17 protein-coding genes are annotated in these 16,376 nt (G+C 43.6%); all 17 read left to right on the top strand.

Features of this window, described 5'->3' with window-relative positions:
- Positions 1 to 45: 45 nt before the first annotated feature.
- On the top strand, positions 46 to 456 hold the full coding sequence (locus CEF13_RS21780; protein ID WP_102713942.1) for a spore coat protein: 411 nt from the start codon (positions 46 to 48) through the stop codon (positions 454 to 456).
- A 195-nt stretch (positions 457 to 651) separates the two neighbouring features.
- Positions 652 to 1,143 carry an Lrp/AsnC family transcriptional regulator gene (locus CEF13_RS21775; RefSeq protein WP_102713940.1) on the top strand — a complete coding sequence of 164 codons (492 nt, stop codon included), beginning with the start codon at positions 652 to 654 and terminating at the stop codon, positions 1,141 to 1,143.
- A 16-nt stretch (positions 1,144 to 1,159) separates the two neighbouring features.
- Entirely contained in the window at positions 1,160 to 2,380 is a 1,221-nt protein-coding gene (locus CEF13_RS21770; RefSeq protein WP_102713938.1) for an aminotransferase class I/II-fold pyridoxal phosphate-dependent enzyme, read from the top strand.
- 101 nt (positions 2,381 to 2,481) lie between these two features.
- Positions 2,482 to 3,054: a cob(I)yrinic acid a,c-diamide adenosyltransferase gene (locus CEF13_RS21765; RefSeq protein WP_102713936.1), complete on the top strand. Its 573-nt coding sequence runs from the start codon at positions 2,482 to 2,484 to the stop codon at positions 3,052 to 3,054.
- Positions 3,051 to 4,022: an RluA family pseudouridine synthase gene (locus CEF13_RS21760; RefSeq protein WP_102713934.1), complete on the top strand. Its 972-nt coding sequence runs from the start codon at positions 3,051 to 3,053 to the stop codon at positions 4,020 to 4,022. Before CEF13_RS21765 ends, CEF13_RS21760 begins: the two co-directional genes overlap by 4 nt.
- A 49-nt stretch (positions 4,023 to 4,071) precedes the next feature.
- The gene (locus CEF13_RS21755; RefSeq protein ID WP_102713932.1) at positions 4,072 to 4,452 is read left to right on the top strand and encodes an arsenate reductase family protein; all 381 of its coding nucleotides are present in this window, start codon (positions 4,072 to 4,074) and stop codon (positions 4,450 to 4,452) included.
- An 8-nt stretch (positions 4,453 to 4,460) separates the two neighbouring features.
- The gene (locus tag CEF13_RS21750; protein ID WP_102713930.1) at positions 4,461 to 5,666 is read left to right on the top strand and encodes an aminotransferase class I/II-fold pyridoxal phosphate-dependent enzyme; all 1,206 of its coding nucleotides are present in this window, start codon (positions 4,461 to 4,463) and stop codon (positions 5,664 to 5,666) included.
- A gap of 31 nt (positions 5,667 to 5,697) precedes the next feature.
- Positions 5,698 to 6,564, top strand: a complete 867-nt coding sequence (locus tag CEF13_RS21745) for a 5'-3' exonuclease (protein ID WP_208414394.1) — start codon at positions 5,698 to 5,700, stop codon at positions 6,562 to 6,564.
- 566 nt (positions 6,565 to 7,130) lie between these two features.
- Entirely contained in the window at positions 7,131 to 7,547 is a 417-nt protein-coding gene (locus CEF13_RS21740; RefSeq protein WP_102713926.1) for a helix-turn-helix domain-containing protein, read from the top strand.
- A gap of 99 nt (positions 7,548 to 7,646) precedes the next feature.
- Positions 7,647 to 8,390, top strand: coding sequence for a YveK family protein (locus CEF13_RS21735; RefSeq protein ID WP_166742749.1), 744 nt, complete (start codon positions 7,647 to 7,649; stop codon positions 8,388 to 8,390).
- Entirely contained in the window at positions 8,380 to 9,048 is a 669-nt protein-coding gene (locus tag CEF13_RS21730) for a CpsD/CapB family tyrosine-protein kinase (protein WP_166742748.1), read from the top strand. Before CEF13_RS21735 ends, CEF13_RS21730 begins: the two co-directional genes overlap by 11 nt.
- 325 nt (positions 9,049 to 9,373) lie before the next feature.
- On the top strand, positions 9,374 to 11,200 hold the full coding sequence (locus tag CEF13_RS21725) for a polysaccharide biosynthesis protein (protein WP_102716496.1): 1,827 nt from the start codon (positions 9,374 to 9,376) through the stop codon (positions 11,198 to 11,200).
- A gap of 24 nt (positions 11,201 to 11,224) precedes the next feature.
- The gene (galU, locus tag CEF13_RS21720) at positions 11,225 to 12,109 is read left to right on the top strand and encodes a UTP--glucose-1-phosphate uridylyltransferase GalU (protein ID WP_102716495.1); all 885 of its coding nucleotides are present in this window, start codon (positions 11,225 to 11,227) and stop codon (positions 12,107 to 12,109) included.
- Between the two features lie 18 nt (positions 12,110 to 12,127).
- Positions 12,128 to 13,294 carry a glycosyltransferase family 4 protein gene (locus CEF13_RS21715; protein WP_102713920.1) on the top strand — a complete coding sequence of 389 codons (1,167 nt, stop codon included), beginning with the start codon at positions 12,128 to 12,130 and terminating at the stop codon, positions 13,292 to 13,294.
- Entirely contained in the window at positions 13,279 to 14,424 is a 1,146-nt protein-coding gene (locus CEF13_RS21710; protein ID WP_102713918.1) for a glycosyltransferase family 1 protein, read from the top strand. Before CEF13_RS21715 ends, CEF13_RS21710 begins: the two co-directional genes overlap by 16 nt.
- The gene (locus tag CEF13_RS21705) at positions 14,390 to 15,313 is read left to right on the top strand and encodes a glycosyltransferase family 2 protein (protein ID WP_102713916.1); all 924 of its coding nucleotides are present in this window, start codon (positions 14,390 to 14,392) and stop codon (positions 15,311 to 15,313) included. The genes CEF13_RS21710 and CEF13_RS21705 overlap by 35 nt, the downstream gene beginning before the upstream one ends.
- On the top strand, positions 15,294 to 16,367 hold the full coding sequence (locus CEF13_RS21700; RefSeq protein WP_102713915.1) for an EpsG family protein: 1,074 nt from the start codon (positions 15,294 to 15,296) through the stop codon (positions 16,365 to 16,367). The genes CEF13_RS21705 and CEF13_RS21700 overlap by 20 nt, the downstream gene beginning before the upstream one ends.
- Positions 16,368 to 16,376 lie beyond the last annotated feature (9 nt).

The following is a 16,376-nucleotide window of genomic DNA, read 5'->3' as shown; positions in this document are numbered from 1 at the left end:
TTGAAATCGGACATTTATTACACCAATGACTAGGAGGCATCAACTATGTATCAGCAGCAACAACAGAATCAGCAGCACCAGCCCATTTTAACAGAGGAAGATTTGGTAAGCACAGTGCTTGCCGATCTGAAAAGAAATGTTCGCGAATATGCAACGGCAGCTACAGAATCGACCTGCCCCGATATTCGGCAAATGTTTACGAAATTAATGAACAGCACATTGACGCTTCAAGGCCAGCTCTTTGAAGCCATGAAACAGCAAAATATGTATAATACCTCTTCTCCTGCACTGCGTCAGGATTTGGACAAGCAAGCTAAGTCATATCAGCAAACTCAGCAAAAAACCCAGCAGTTTTTACAGCAAAAGCTTGGGCAGCAGCAGAACCAATCGATGTATACGCCAAACGGACAGCATGCTTTCAATCAGCATCAAGGAAATCAACCGCATTACATGTAAAGACCCTTCGGGGTCTTTCTTTATTTTGTAAGCGCATGTGCAATCATTCCTTTCAAATAGACTATTTTTTATGATCAAAGTGCGTAAGAATGCCGTTTGATTAAGGCGTCAGCCGATGATATGGTGTTTGCAGGAATCTCGAATTCGTTGTAAAATATTCTTTATAATCGCACGCGCACTGGAAGGAGTTATACAATGAACGAATTACAGTTAAAAGTGTTAGATCTGCTGAAGGAGGATGCGCGACGGGATGCTGAATTAATTGCAACCATGCTTGCTGTTTCAACAGAAGAAGTGAAGCAAACGATTGCTGAGCTAGAGCAAGACCACGTCATTGTGAAGTATGCGACAGTCGTGAACTGGAGCAAGATCGATGACCAGAAGGTAACAGCACTTATTGAGGTTCAAATTACGCCTGAACGCGGTCGCGGATTTGAAGGGATTGCAGAGCGTATTTATTTGTATCCGGAAGTGAAATCCGTTTATTTGATGTCTGGTGCCTATGATTTATGTGTTGAAGTTGAAGGTAAAAACTTAAAAGAGGTCGCCTCTTTTGTTTCTAATAAATTATCGCCAATCGATGCAGTTTTATCGACCAAAACATTTTTTATTCTTAAAAAATACAAACAAGACGGCATTATCTTCGAGGAGCATGAAGGTGACCATCGCTTGATGGTTTCGCCGTGAAAAAAGGGTGATGGCAATGATTAAAGATGAAGAAAAAAAACACTCCACACCTATGCAGCAGCAATCGATGGCCAATTACTTATCCCCGCTCGTTCGAGGCATTAAACCGTCGGGTATCCGTCGGTTTTTTGATTTGGTCAGCACGCGCAAGGATGTCATTACTCTTGGCGTAGGCGAGCCCGACTTTGTTACTCCATGGCATGTAAGGGAAGCTGCGGTGTATGCACTAGAGACGGGGAAAACACAATACACATCCAATGCGGGAATGCCTGAGCTTCGTGAGGCGATCTGTCAATATTTAGACAATGAATTTGCAGTAGCTTATAATCCTGCAGATGAAATTTTGGTAACGGTGGGCGGCAGTGAAGCGATCGATCTTGCGCTTCGGGCGTTAATTACACCGGGAGATGAGATACTGATTCCAGAGCCATGCTATATTTCCTATTCTCCAATTACGGCGCTTACTGGCGGAAAACCAGTAGGCATTGAGACATATGCTAAGGATCATTTCAAACTGAAGGCGGAGTCGCTTCAAGCGGTAATTACGCCTCGTTCCAAAATACTTGTTCTATCCTATCCAAGCAATCCAACCGGCGCGTCCATGGATTATGAGGATTGGCTGCCTATTGCTAAGATTGTTGAAGAAAATGATCTAATCGTTATTTCTGATGAAATATATGCTGAGCTTACTTATGATTCCAAGCATGTTAGCTTTGCTGCAATGCCTGGCATGAAGGATCGTACAATTCTCGTCAGCGGATTTTCCAAGGCGTTCGCGATGACCGGCTGGCGAATGGGCTATGCCTGCGGACATCCAGATATTATTGCTGCCATGCTCAAAATACATCAATTCACGGTTATGTGCGCACCGATAATGGGACAATATGCAGCGCTTGAAGCACTTCAGCACGGTCTCGAAGAGAAGAACCGGATGGTTGAGGCTTACAATCAGCGACGTCGTCTTGTAGTGAAGGGGTTCCGAGATATTGGACTTGATTGCCATGAGCCTCAAGGCGCGTTCTATGCATTCCCATCTATTGATTCAACAGGATTAACGAGCGAGCAGTTTGCGCAGCGATTGCTGGAAGAAGCGAATGTCGCTGCCGTGCCTGGTGATGTATTCGGTCTAGGGGGAGAAGGACATCTTCGCTGTTCTTATGCCACATCGGTTACGAATCTAATTGAAGCTATGGACCGTATTGGGAATTTCGTCCATAAATTAAAAACAGAGGGTTAGAATCTAATCCTTACTTCACCTTAAGAGCAGCAGGTCAGGAGCGTATCCGGCCTGCTGTTTGCATGAATAAACCAAATAGGCGGAAAGAGGGGCTAAATAGTATGAAGCTATATACGAAAACGGGTGATAAAGGCCAGACATCGTTAATAGGAGGGCGTGTCCGCAAGGATGACAGTCGAGTAGAGGCTTATGGCACAATTGATGAGCTTAATTGCTTCGTTGGCCAAGCTGCAGCAGAAGCAGCTAAATACGAGCAGCTTGCCGAGATGGAGGGTCTGCTAGTTGATATTCAACAGGAGCTGTTTGATTGCGGTTCCGATCTTGCTTATGCGCAGGAAGGCGCTCCTTTGAAAATAAGTGCGGAGCCTGCTATTCGGTTAGAGGGCTTGATCGACCAATACATTGCGGAAGCGCCTGAGCTTACAAGATTTATTTTGCCGGGCGGAAGCTCTCTGTCTGCATTACTGCATGTGTGCAGAACAGTCTGCCGCCGTGCAGAGCGCAGGGTTGTTACGCTCTCCGCTGAACATTCAGCCAATCCCGAAGTGCAGGCCTATTTGAACCGTCTGTCTGACTTTTTCTTTGCTGCTGCAAGAGTTGCAAATGCGAAGCTTGGCGTTCCGGATGTCGAATATGTTCGGAGTGCAAATGTGTTTGGGAAACCCAAAAAATGATAGAACAACTGGATCATCACTATTATAAGCCGTTAATCGCAATCGTTAGCGAAGCGGAGCATGGCAAGACGGTACGAACTGTACTTGAGAGACAGCTAGGCGTATCGCGCAAGCTGCTGTCTCAGGTCAAGCAGACGGAGCATGGACTAACTGTAAATGAAGTGCGAGCGTACACAACAGCAACTGTTGTTGCAGGCGATGTGATCCGTGTTCGCATGGAGCGGGAAGTTTCTGAAGATATTTTGCCTCAAGCTATTCCCATTCAAATCGTATTTGAGGATGAGAGTTTACTTATTGTCAATAAACCGGCTGGTATGATTGTACATCCAACTCACGGACATTATACGGGAACGATGGCAAACGGTGTCGTCTATCATTGGCAGCAGAGGGGCGAGAGAGTCAGATTCCGGCCCGTTCACCGGCTTGACGAGGATACCTCGGGTCTTGTTGCCATTGCTAAAACGTCCTACGTGCATCAACAGTTGTCGGAGCAAATGCAGAAAAACGGTATTTTGAAGCTATACCGTGCTTATGTGTATAACAGTCCTGTTCCAGAGAAGGGAACGGTTGATGCGCCTATCGATCGTAATCCAGAGGAGCCTCATATTCGCATCGTGACTCCCGAGGGGTATCCATCAGTTACGCATTATGAGACAGCGAGGCAGTTTGGTTCAGATAGCGAAGGAGCAGCGGCTTTTGCCGTTCAATTAAAACTGGAAACAGGACGAACCCATCAAATTCGCGTTCATATGCAGCATTTGGGCTGTCCCTTGATCGGGGATAAAATGTACGGACCAAAGCAAGGAGCAGTAGAAGAGTGGGAGACGGCAGTCGGACGACAAGCCCTTCATGCGGAGATTCTGGGCTTCACACACCCGATGACGAAGCAGTGGATGGAATGGCGTGCATCGCTTCCTCCTGAGCTCGTTTTGCTAGAGCAAATTCTTTCCGAACAAAAAGGTGTTTAGCTGTATTATTATTAAGCTATAACGCATTGAACATGGAGGTACTACACCTATGACCAAACCAAACTCATTAACGATTATTCAATATCCCAAATGCAGCACATGCAGATCAGCTGTGAAATCATTGGAGAGTAAGGGCAATGAGGTCCACAGTCGCCATATCGTCGAACAAACGCCAACAGCTGCCGAGCTGAAGGAAATTGTCGCCAACAGCGGATTGGAGCTAAAGAAGTTTTTTAATACATCTGGCGATGTTTACAGAGAGCTTGGTTTGAAGGACAAGCTTGCTTCGATGTCAGAGGATGAGAAGTATGCGCTGCTTGCTTCGAATGGAATGCTCATCAAACGGCCAATCGTAACAGATGGCCAAAAGGTAACTGTGGGCTATAAGGAAGAGCAGTATGAACAAGTTTGGAACAACGGAAAAGGGTGATTGGGCTTATGTCACGAATGAAGTGGAGAGCAGACAGATTGTCGCAGCTAGGGTCTTCGATATTTGCTGAAGTTGCAGCTTGGAAAATGGCTGCCGCAGAGGGCGGAATGGACATTATTGACCTCGGAATCGGCAGTCCCGATCAAGCGCCATCTGCTGCTGTTCGGCAAGCGCTTAGTGATGCGGCACTTAGAAGTGATATGTATGCTTACCCTGCTACCAAGAGCGGTTTGCCCTTCAGACAGCATGCGGCAGAATGGATGAAGCACCGTTTTCAGGTAGAGGTCGATCCGGCCAATGAGATTGTTACGTTATTTGGCTCTCAGGACGGACTGGCACATTTAGCAATGGCCCTTTGTGATCCGGGTGACATGGCTTTGCTGCCTAATCCAGGTTACCCCATTTATGCTGCTTCATTGGCGTTAGCCGGTGTCGAAAGCGTACTAATGCCATTGCGTGAGGAAAATGGATATATGCCAGACTTAGATGCCATATCAGATGCGGATTGGGACAGAGCGACGTTCATTTTATTAAATTATCCGAATAATCCAATCTCAGCGATTGCTGATTTAGCTTTTTTTGAGCGGCTTTTGGACAAGGCACATAGGCATGGTGTATTAGTTGTTCACGATTTAGCCTATTCCGAATTAGCCTTTGACGGCTGCGAGACGCCGAGCATTCTCCAAATACCAGGAGCGATTGAGCAGGCAGTTGAATTCCATTCATTATCCAAAAGCTTTAATATGGCGGGCTGTAGGATTGGCTTCATGGTTGGGAATAAAACTGCGGTAGGCGCATTGCGTGAATTGAAGGCCAATATTGATTATGGTATATTTGATCCAATTCAAGAAGCAGGAATCATTGCGCTTCAGGAAGCGATGGCGTCTAACGCTGCTCCGAAAGCAGGCAAGCTGTACGAACAGCGCAGAAATACATTTATTGCAGCGCTTGCTGTTGAAGGCTGGATAGTAGCACCTCCGAAGGCAACTATGTTCATATGGGCAAAGCTGCCTCCTATGCAGTGGAGTATGGACGAGCCTTGGAATTCAAGGCGAATTTCCCAGGAAATGCTCAGACGCACCGGAGTTGTCGTCGTCCCTGGCGAGGCGTTCGGTTCAGAGGGAGAAGGCTATGTCAGGATTGCGCTTGTGGAAAGTGAAGAACGATTGAGAGAAGCAGCTAGAAGGATTGGAAGCTTCATTCGCGGACAATAAATATATGATATGAAGAAAGAGAGGATCCATTATGAATGAACAGCGTTTGCTTTTGGTAGATGGAATGGCTATTTTGTTTCGTGCGTATTTCGCTACATCCTTTGGCGGCAGCGTCCGTAAAACGAGTGCAGGGGTACCCGTAAATGCAGTACACGGCTTTGTGCGCTATTTCATGGATGCGATTAACACATTTAATCCTACACATGTGGTTTGTTGCTGGGATATGGGAAGTACGACTTTTCGTACGGAGCAATACGATGGCTACAAATCAAATCGGCCTTCCGCCCCAGAGGATTTGATACCCCAGTTTGATCTGGTGAAAGAGGTTGTTGCCAGCTTTGATGTGCCGAATATCGGAATCGCTGGTTTTGAAGCCGATGATTGTATCGGAACTTTAGCGGCGGCGCTAAAGGATCAGGCTCATATTTTTGTAGTGACAGGTGATCATGATATGCTGCAGCTTGTCGATGATCGTGTATCGGTAGCCATTATGAAGAAGGGGATTGGCAATTATATGGTATACACCCCTGAGACCCTGATGGAGGAACGTCAGCTGACACCTATTCAAATTATAGATATTAAAGGTCTTATGGGAGATACAGCAGATAATTACCCAGGTGTGAAGGGAATCGGAGAGAAAACCGCTCATAAACTCATTCAGGAGCATGGCTCCATCGAAGGCTTGCTCGCTAATTTAGAGGCCGTATCCAAAACGATTCGTGCGAAAATTGAAGCGGATCTTGAAATGCTCCATTTATCTCGTGATTTGGCGACTATTCGGTGCGATGTGCCTGTCTCCGCAGCTCTCGATAACTGCTGCTGGGCGTACAATCGAGAAGTTGTACTAACGAAGTTCGAAGAGTTAGAGTTTAAGAGTTTAATAACGCTTATTGGATAAATGAAAGAGAGTCCTTTTCATGGTCATTAGATCATCGGAAGGACTCTCTTTTTGTTGTTTTTAAAGGGTTTGAATGTCTATGGAATGAATGAACAAACAAGAAAACGCACAAACCATTAAACCATCCAACCATCCAACCATCCAACCTATCACCTAAGCAACCGTCGAACCAAGTAACATCGCCTAAATTCCAGCGTATCCCGCAGGGATAAAGCGCTCCGACACAAACGAATCTTAAAATGCATCTGACCAACGCCAACGTTAGTCCAATTGCAGGAGTCCAGAGGGTGCAACCCTTGGAGCCCTCCCTTGGAAGGGAGGGTTTGGGAGGGTTCGAAAAGCCTTTGAGGGTTGGGTCTTGATGGTTTGAAAAGCCTTTGAGGGTTGGGTCTTGAAATGGTTCGAAAAGCCTTTGAGGGGTATTTTTAATTAATTTCTTAATTAATTATGTTGACCTGTTCTTATTAAAGAACTAAAATGAACATATTGTCTGTTATAAAGTCGGGCAATGAGTAGGCATAAGCATTGTTTGACGTTTAGATCTAATCTGGCTGAAGGAGAAAAATATGATCGGGGAACGGATTAAAAGTCTACGTGAAAAAAAAGGCTATTCGATAACGAAGCTAGCCGATCTTGCAGGCGTCTCTAAGTCCTATTTGAGCTACATCGAACGCAATATGCAGAATAACCCCTCACTTCAGGTCATGGCTAAAATTGCAGCACCACTGGATTCGAATATTGAGTATTTGCTTGGAGATGAATCTTTACCAAAGCTTCATGAGAATGACCTATTGGATGATGAATGGCGTTCGATTATACAGAACGCTGTCGAAGAGGGAATGAGCAAGGGAGATTTTCAAGTATTGAAGGACTTGATACGATCAAATTTATGGAAGAAGAATATGACTGAGAGAAATGCATCTATCAACGAGAAAAAGAAAACATCGAATATTATTATTCTTCATATCGACAATGACAACTAATGATCAATAAAAACAGAAACATGTATTGACACGTTCTATATAAAGAACTAATATTATGATATTGTTCTTTATAAAAAACATGATGAGCAGGTGTGTAAATTGGATGGAAAGCAATTTGAAGAGCAGCAAGCAACTAGAATCGAGAAGGAAAATGGGAAAGAAATCAATATCAGAGCTATTTATTCGTTGTTAAGAAAACGCATATGGGTGATTTTAATTATTACTTCATTATTTACGGGTCTAGGGGTTCTATACAATTCTAAACCAGTAACACCCGCATATGCTGCTTCATCCCGCGTAATTATAGCCGCTTCTCAGGATTTAATGGGTACGCTCAAGGTTATGTTTCGGGAGCCGATCGTTCTAACGAAAGTCATTGATGAGCTTGGCTTGGACCGTTCCGTGAATGAATTAAGAAATCAAATTCGAGCAGACAGCGTAGATGGATCTTTAGTAACGGTTGTTTCAGTTGTAGACTTCGATCCTAGAATGGCAGCAGATATTGCCAACAAAAGCATAGAAGTATACAAGCAGGTAGCTGCTGATACGCTTGGTGTAAGCAATATTCGTGTATTGACCAAGGCTGAAGAAAATTCCTATAACATTAATGTGAAAAGTAATAGAATCGTGTTCGTTGCCTTTTTCATTGGTTTTATTATGAGTATAGGCTTGATTTTGTTGCTAGATGCTTTAGACGACTCTATTAAGTCAGAGCGTGAGGTCGAGGAGTTGCTAGGTTTAACGATGCTCGGACATGTATCCAAGATGAAACGAAAAGATTATGCTAAACGGTCCAAAAAACAAAAGAACATTGCAGTGCGGGGTGAAACTATTGGTTCGTGAACGGCAAAAAACGTCGAAATCCTTTATAAATCGAAGCATACTATCTTATAACATACCTCATGGCACGATATCAGAGCAATACCGAACGATTCGGAATAATATTCAATACGCTTCTAATGGGCAGAAGGTGAAATCGCTTCTCATAACATCACCTTCTGAGGGTGAGGGCAAATCGACTGCTCTTGTTAATTTAGCGATATGTATGGCACAGCGTGGCGACCGAGTGTTGATCATCGATGCTAATTTCAGAAATGCAACGATTCATAAAATATTTAATGTACAGCTCGCACCAGGTTTATCGAATATTTTGGGAAAACAGCTCGAAATCCGTGAGGCTATCTATAATACAGAGGTCGAAGGTCTCGATATATTGCCAAGCGGACAACGGCTTTATAATTCGACTGAGATGCTGAATTCTGCAATTATGAACATGGTTATGGAATATGCTGTTGAACAATATGATATGATTCTGCTGGATTGCCCGCCAGTGCTTGGCGTGCCGGATACCAATGCATTAGTAGACAAGTGCGATGGCGTGCTTCTGCTTCTCCATACGGGAAAAACAGGGAAAGAACAGGCATTGGAAGCAAAGCGTGCACTCCTGTTCGCCAAAGCCAATATTCTTGGTGTCATACTTAATAATAAGAAGAGCGTTTGAAGATCGCAATCGGATAGCGTTTTTTTTACGCTTGATTGTTCTTTATAAAGCACGATCCTATTCAAAAACCAATATTTTTCGGTAATGTCTCCTCACCGTTATCAATGGAGGCACTCGGCCATGCTGTGGGTTAGTTGAAGCCTTAGACGCGAGTCGTCAAGAGTGTGGTGTGAGGGGGGGTTAGATGCCCTATTTTTTGAGATTAGAGTAGTTAACTATAAGGTTTTGATTAAAACCTTTTAGTTAAACACTTTAATAGGGTGTTTGATCCAAACACTTATGCATGACAAGGAAAAGTCCAAGATCAAGAAAGGGTGAAATGGTTTTGACATATCGACAAAGATTGTCATTTTTGGTTTTAATTGATTCGCTTATTGTTCTAACATCTATTTATTTCAGCAGGTTTTTACTAGATGCAACTATTCATGTTGTCACTATGCCTATCGTTATTTGTTCGGTTACGTTGCTGCTCAGCCATCATTTCTTTTCCTTGTATTACAAGCTCTACAAAAAGGCATGGGAGTATGCAAGTGTTGGCGAGCTGTTCATTATAACTAAGGCGGTTACCTTCTCTATAATAACTGCCGCGATTATGCAGCAGCTTGTCATGCAGGATGTTTATTTCCGATTATTAGCCGTAACGTGGATGATTCATATGCTTCTCATTGGAGGCTCCAGACTCTGTTGGAGAGTGTTCAGAGGGGGCTTCTTAAAGCATGAAGGTCAACGGAAGCGGACGCTAATTATTGGGGCTGGCTCTGCAGGCACGATGCTTGTAAGGCAGCTGCTCAGTAATAGCGATAAAGAATTACTACCAATCGTCTTCATCGATGATGATATTAATAAACGGAATTTAGATATTATGGGCATTCCGGTCGTCGGCGGCGTAAGCAGCATTGAGAAGGTAGCGCGCGAGTATAAAATTGACAGCATTGTGATTGCTATTCCATCGTTAAGAAAAAAAGAGCTGAATACGATATTTACCGAATGCGCCAAAACAAAAGCAAAAACACAAATTATCCCGATGCTGGAGGATTTGGCAACCGGCAGAGTATCGGTCAGCCAATTCCGTGATGTTCAGGTTGAGGATCTATTAGGCCGGGAGCCCGTGGAGCTGGATATTGAAAGCATCTCTGGTTATGTTACTCAGAAAGTTGTCTTAGTAACGGGTGCCGGAGGCTCGATCGGATCAGAAGTATGCCGGCAAGTATCCCGTTTTTTGCCGGAAAAGCTCATTTTGCTTGGTCATGGTGAGAATAGCATTTACTCGATTGAGATGGAGCTCAGAGAGCTCTACGGACATACAAAAATTCAATTTATTACGGAAATAGCTGATTTGCAGGACGCTGCGAAAATGATGGCTGTTATGCAAGTTCACCGTCCACAGGTTGTTTATCATGCTGCAGCACATAAGCATGTGCCCCTCATGGAGAGAAATCCAGAGGAAGCTTTCAAAAATAATGTGCTTGGAACATTAAATGCCGCAAAAGCGGCAAGCGCAAGCCGGGTTGAAACATTTGTAATGATTTCGACGGATAAGGCGGTTAATCCAACAAGCGTGATGGGAGCGACGAAGAGAGTAGCGGAAATGATTATTCAGCATATGGATCGGCTAAGCACAACGAAGTTTGTGGCGGTCCGGTTCGGTAATGTGCTCGGAAGCCGTGGCAGCGTAATCCCGCTGTTTCAGAAGCAGATTGAGAAGGGTGGGCCGATTACGGTCACTCATCCGGATATGGTGCGTTATTTTATGACCATTCCTGAAGCCTCTCGCCTCGTCATTCAAGCAGGCGCGCTCGCCAAGGGCGGGGAAATATTTGTGCTGGATATGGGTGATCCCGTAAAAATAACGGATTTGGCACAAAATGTGATACGGATGTCAGGCTATGCTGTTGAAGATATAGGCATCCATTATACGGGTATTAGGCCAGGAGAGAAGCTGTTCGAGGAAATGCTCAAAGATCATGAGATGGATGAGCAGCAGGTGTATCCGAAAATATACATAGGCAAATCCTTTGAGGTGCCTTTCGAGAAAATTGAAGAGCTGATTAGAGATTTCGGCGGAATGAATAAAGCGGAACTGCGTGTGCATCTGCTTGATTTGGCGAATAATGTTGTCATTTTACCAGATTTCGTTTCCGTTACAGGATAAAAAAAGAAGGAGCAGATGAATGATATGAGAGTAAGAAAAGCAATCATCCCCGCTGCAGGCCTTGGAACAAGGTTTCTCCCTGCAACCAAAGCGATGCCGAAGGAAATGCTGCCAATTGTTGATAAGCCGACTATTCAATACATTGTAGAAGAAGCGATAGAATCGGGCATAGAGGATATCATAATCGTAACGGGAAAAGGAAAACGAGCCATTGAGGATCATTTCGACAATTCATTGGAGCTGGAGCAAATTCTTACAGCGAAGCATAAGTTCGAATTGCTGAGCGAGGTTCGGAAATCTTCTGACATGGTCGATATCCACTATATTCGCCAGAAGGAGCCTAAGGGTCTTGGCCATGCTATATGGTGCGCAAGAAAGTTTATCGGTGATGAGCCGTTCGCTGTTCTGCTGGGGGATGATATTATTTCTGCAGAAAAGCCTTGTATAAAACAAATGATTGAGAAGTATGAACAATATCATACTTCTATTATAGGGGTACAGCGTGTCGCGGAGGCGTCCGTTTCTCGATATGGCATTGTTGACGGAACCAGAATGGAGGAAGCGTTCCATCGTGTGCGAAATTTGGTTGAGAAGCCAGCAAGAGAGGACGCTCCTTCTAACATGGCTATTATGGGAAGATATATTTTGAATCCAGCCATATTTGATATACTTGGCAATCAAATGCCGGGCGCAGGTGGAGAAATACAGCTCACAGATGCGATAGCGGCATTAAATCGATCGGAAGCTGTATATGCGTATGAATTTGATGGTGTACGTTATGATGTGGGTGAGAAAATGGGCTTCATCCAGACTACGATTGAATTTGCACTGCAGCGCAATGATTTAAGGTATGAATTATTAGACTATTTGACGCAAATGGTTGAAAGGGAAGGCGTGCGTAAATCATGAATAAACAGGAAGGTACCTATGCCTAATAAAATATTATTTTGTGCTACCGTTGATTATCATTTCAAGGCTTTTCATTTGCCAATCTTGGAATGGTTTAAGCAGGAGGGCTGGGAGGTTCATGTCGCCGCGAAAGGTGATCTGGACCTCCCTTTTGTTGATAAGAGGTTTCATTTGTCGATCGAGCGTTCACCGCTGAGCTTGAATAATAGAAAAGCCTACCAACAATTAAAAGAAATTATGAATGAGCAGGACTATCAAATAATTCACTGTCATACGCCGACGGCCGGAGTGCTGACCCGTTTGGCAGCACGATCTGCTCGAAGGAATGGCACAAAAGTAATCTATACGGCGCATGGCTTTCATTTCTGCAAAGGCGCCTCGCTTCTCAATTGGTTAATCTATTATCCGATTGAAAAGCAGCTGTCGGTTTATACGGATTGTCTCATTACAATTAATAGCGAGGATTATTCGCTGGCTGCGAGCAGAGGCTTTAAAGCGAAACAAATCGCTCACGTACATGGCGTAGGCGTAAATACAATGCAATACAAACCGGTTCAAAAAATTGAAAAATGGCGGCTGCGACAGGAACAGGATTATCGTACCGATGATTTTATATTATTTTATGCAGCAGAATTGAACAAAAACAAAAACCAACAGCTGCTCATTCGAGCGATCGCCCTAATAAAAGAACAAGTACCGCAATTGAAGTTGCTGCTGGCCGGCCAAGGCCCCCTTCTTGAGCCATTACGTAAGCTCGCAGCTCAGCTGGGCGTTGCGTCTATGGTTCATTTCCTAGGTCAACGTGATGATATTGCAGCGCTGCTGCCTATGTGTGATGTCGCAGTGGCATCCAGTCTGCGCGAAGGCTTGCCCGTTAATATGATGGAAGCAATGGCTTGCGGACTGCCTATTGTAGCAACAAATAATAGAGGACATTCAGAGCTAGTGTCCTCGGGCTTGAATGGCTTTATTATTGAACATGATCAAGTATTCGACTTTGCAAGCAGACTGCTTCAACTGAGCGTTTCTGACGAGCTCCGGCAGCGTATGGGTACAGAAAGCGTGGATATGGTCAAAAAATATTCATTAGCACAAGTTTCCCGAGAGCTCAGTGATATATACAAGTCGTTAATGGAACATTCCGAGGAAGAAATGGAGAGATTAATAGAGTGGGCAGTCCAATAAGAGTGCTACATGTCGTTGTTAATATGAATCGAGGCGGCGCTGAAACATTAATTATGAATTTGTATCGCCATATCGATCGTTCCAAGGTACAGTTTGATTTCCTAACCTGTAAGTCAGGCGTGTTCGATGATGAAATCCTGGAGCTCGGAGGAAAGATTCATCGTATTCCTTATTTGTCAGAGGTTGGTCATAACGGTTATATCCAAGCAATGAATCAATTTTTTCAGGAGCATGCGTCCTATAAAATTGTCCATTCCCACATGGATAAAATGAGCGGATTTGTTCTGCGTGCCGCCCGCCTTGCGAGCATTCCGTTCAGGATTGCTCACAGCCATAATACACAAAGCGAAGGCGGATTCGCTGCGAAACTATACAAGTGGTATGCCGGAACTAATATCGCTAGATCCGCTACTCATTATATGGCTTGTACAAATGTTGCTGCAAGATGGCTATTCGCTGGTAAGGCCAAAGCTGCTCTGATTTTGCAAAATGGAATTGAATGTGATAGCTTTTCCTACTCTGCCGAAACCCGTTTAGAAGTTCGAACGGAGCTCGGCATTGACGATTCCACACTAGTAGTAGGTCATGTAGGCCGATTTGCCTATCAGAAAAATCATACTTTTCTAATAGATATTTTTAAAGAACTACAAAAGGAATGTTTAGATAGTGTACTGCTCCTCGCTGGTGATGGACCGTTGCGTCTCCAAATTGAACAAAAGGTACAGGCGCTTCAGTTAACTAACAAAGTAAAGTTCCTTGGCGTTCGAAGCGATGTTGAACGACTTGTTCAATCGTTTGATGTTGTAGTTTTTCCTTCTCATCATGAGGGGCTAGGTATCACATTAATTGAAGCGCAAGCTTCAGGATTACCTTGTCTTGTTTCAAACCACGTAACAGATGAGGTGGATATGGGTATAGGACTTATTCAGTTTCTATCTATTAAGAATACTGCCGATTATGTAAAGCAGATTACTGTTCTGGATAAATATCAATCTCGAATAATCCCTTCCGATGCATTGGCTGAAAAAGGTTACGACATTAAACAAACGGCTCATTTGATAGCGGATTACTATTTATCTCATTGCGAGGTGACACATGAAACTGTTGACCGTGTTTACACCCACATATAATAGGGCCTATTGCTTGAATCAATTGTATGAAAGCTTGAAGCGGCAAACGTGCAAGGATTTTGATTGGTTAATAATTGATGACGGATCAAGTGATGGAACAGAGTCATTGGTGGAGCGTTGGAAAACCGAGCAGCAGCTTTCTATTCAATACATCCGTCAACAGAATCAAGGTATGCATGGCGCTCATAATACGGCTTATGAGCATATTGCTACAGAGTTAAACGTATGTATTGATTCGGATGATTATATGCCCGATGATGCAGTGGAGCAAATAATAGCTTTATGGAGCCAGCAAGGAAGCGATAAGGTTTGCGGCATGGTTGGTCTGGATGCCTATACGGATGGAAGGATCGTTGGATCGGATTTACCGACTCATCTCACATCTTCAACCTTGTTCGACTTGTATCATAAGCATGGTGTTATCGGCGATAAGAAGCTGGTTTACCGTACCGCATTAACGAAGCAATATCCTTATCCGCTCTTTGAAGGAGAGAACTATGTAGGACTCGCCTATAAGTATCATTGCTTGGATCAGCATTATGAGCTGCTTCTTCTGAATGAGGTGCTTGTCCATGTCGAATATTTGCCTGACGGCTCGTCTCGCAATATGCTTCGCCAATATCGGAGGAACCCGCAGGGCTTTGCTTTTTATCGTAAAGCTTTGATGAGCTTGCCATTTGGAAACAATGTATTCAAATATAGGCAGGCTGTTCATTATGTTTCAAGCAGTCTTCTGTCCAAAAATAAAGGCTGGCTGAAGGAAACGCCACGCAAAGCGCTCACGATGCTTGCGGTCATTCCAGGTGCTTTGCTTTACTGCTATATCGTATACAAAACAAGAACGAGATACATAGCGAAAGGGACGACCAATGACTATCCTTTGGCTTAATCTCATTGTTGTTTTTTTATTTGCCTGGGTAGCGAGATTCTACTCGGTGCCTGTCAGAATAGGGCCCAAATTTCCTCATCCGAACAAAATACTGGCTGGAGCGGCAGCTGTGACGCTTATTCTTGTATCAGGCTTGCGGAACAATATTGGAGATACGGTCTTCTACATCCATTCATACGAAGTAGACAAATACGATCTGGAAAGCATTCTTCGGCGAAAGGACATTGGGTTCGGATTACTGCAAATGCTGCTTAAGCGGATTTCAGATGATCCGCAAATCTTATTGTTTACAACAGCTTTGGTAACAAATTTGCTTATTGTAATCGTGATGTATAAGTATTCTAGAATGCTTGAGCTTAGCTTATACGTCTATATCACTTCAGGTGCTTTTGTTGTGTCGATGAATGGACTCAGACAATTTCTTGCGGCAGCAATTGTTTTTGTGGCGACTAAAGCATTATTTGAGGGCAAATGGAAGACCTATATGATCATTGTCTTATTTGCTTCCTTTCTTCATCAAAGCGCATTAATTATGATCCCAATCTACTTTATCGTAAGGCGAAAAGCATGGACAGCGTCAACCTTTGTGATGTTAATTCTAGCTATTATAATCGTAGTCGGCTTCAATCAGTTTTCGGATATGCTGTTCTCTGCTATACAAAATACGCAATATTCAGAGTACCAAAGCTTTCATGAAGGCGGCGCTAACAGTATTCGGGTTTTTGTTTTTGCGATTCCGCTGATTATTGCTTATTTAGGCAGGCATAAGCTCAAGGAAATATTCCCGCAAAGCGATATTATCGTCAATTTATCGATCATAGGCTTAGTTTTATTGATTATCTCAACTCAGAACTGGATATTTGCTAGAATGAACATTTATTTTAATCTGTATCAGCTCATCTTATTTGGTTGGATTGTGAAGCTGTTTCGAGAAAAAGATCAAAAATTGGTTTATTTCTGTATATTGATTTTTTATTTTTGCTATTTCTTCTTCGAGAGCGTTATTACATTGGATATTCGTTATAAAAGCAATTATATCGTATGGCCATTCTAAAGGGGGATC

Origin of the sequence: Paenibacillus castaneae (assembly GCF_002884445.1) — a bacterium.
In the GTDB taxonomy this organism is placed as follows: domain Bacteria; phylum Bacillota; class Bacilli; order Paenibacillales; family Paenibacillaceae; genus Pristimantibacillus; species Pristimantibacillus castaneae.
The sequence above is the reverse complement of the archived record's forward strand: the minus strand, read 5'-3'. Positions and strand labels throughout refer to the sequence as shown.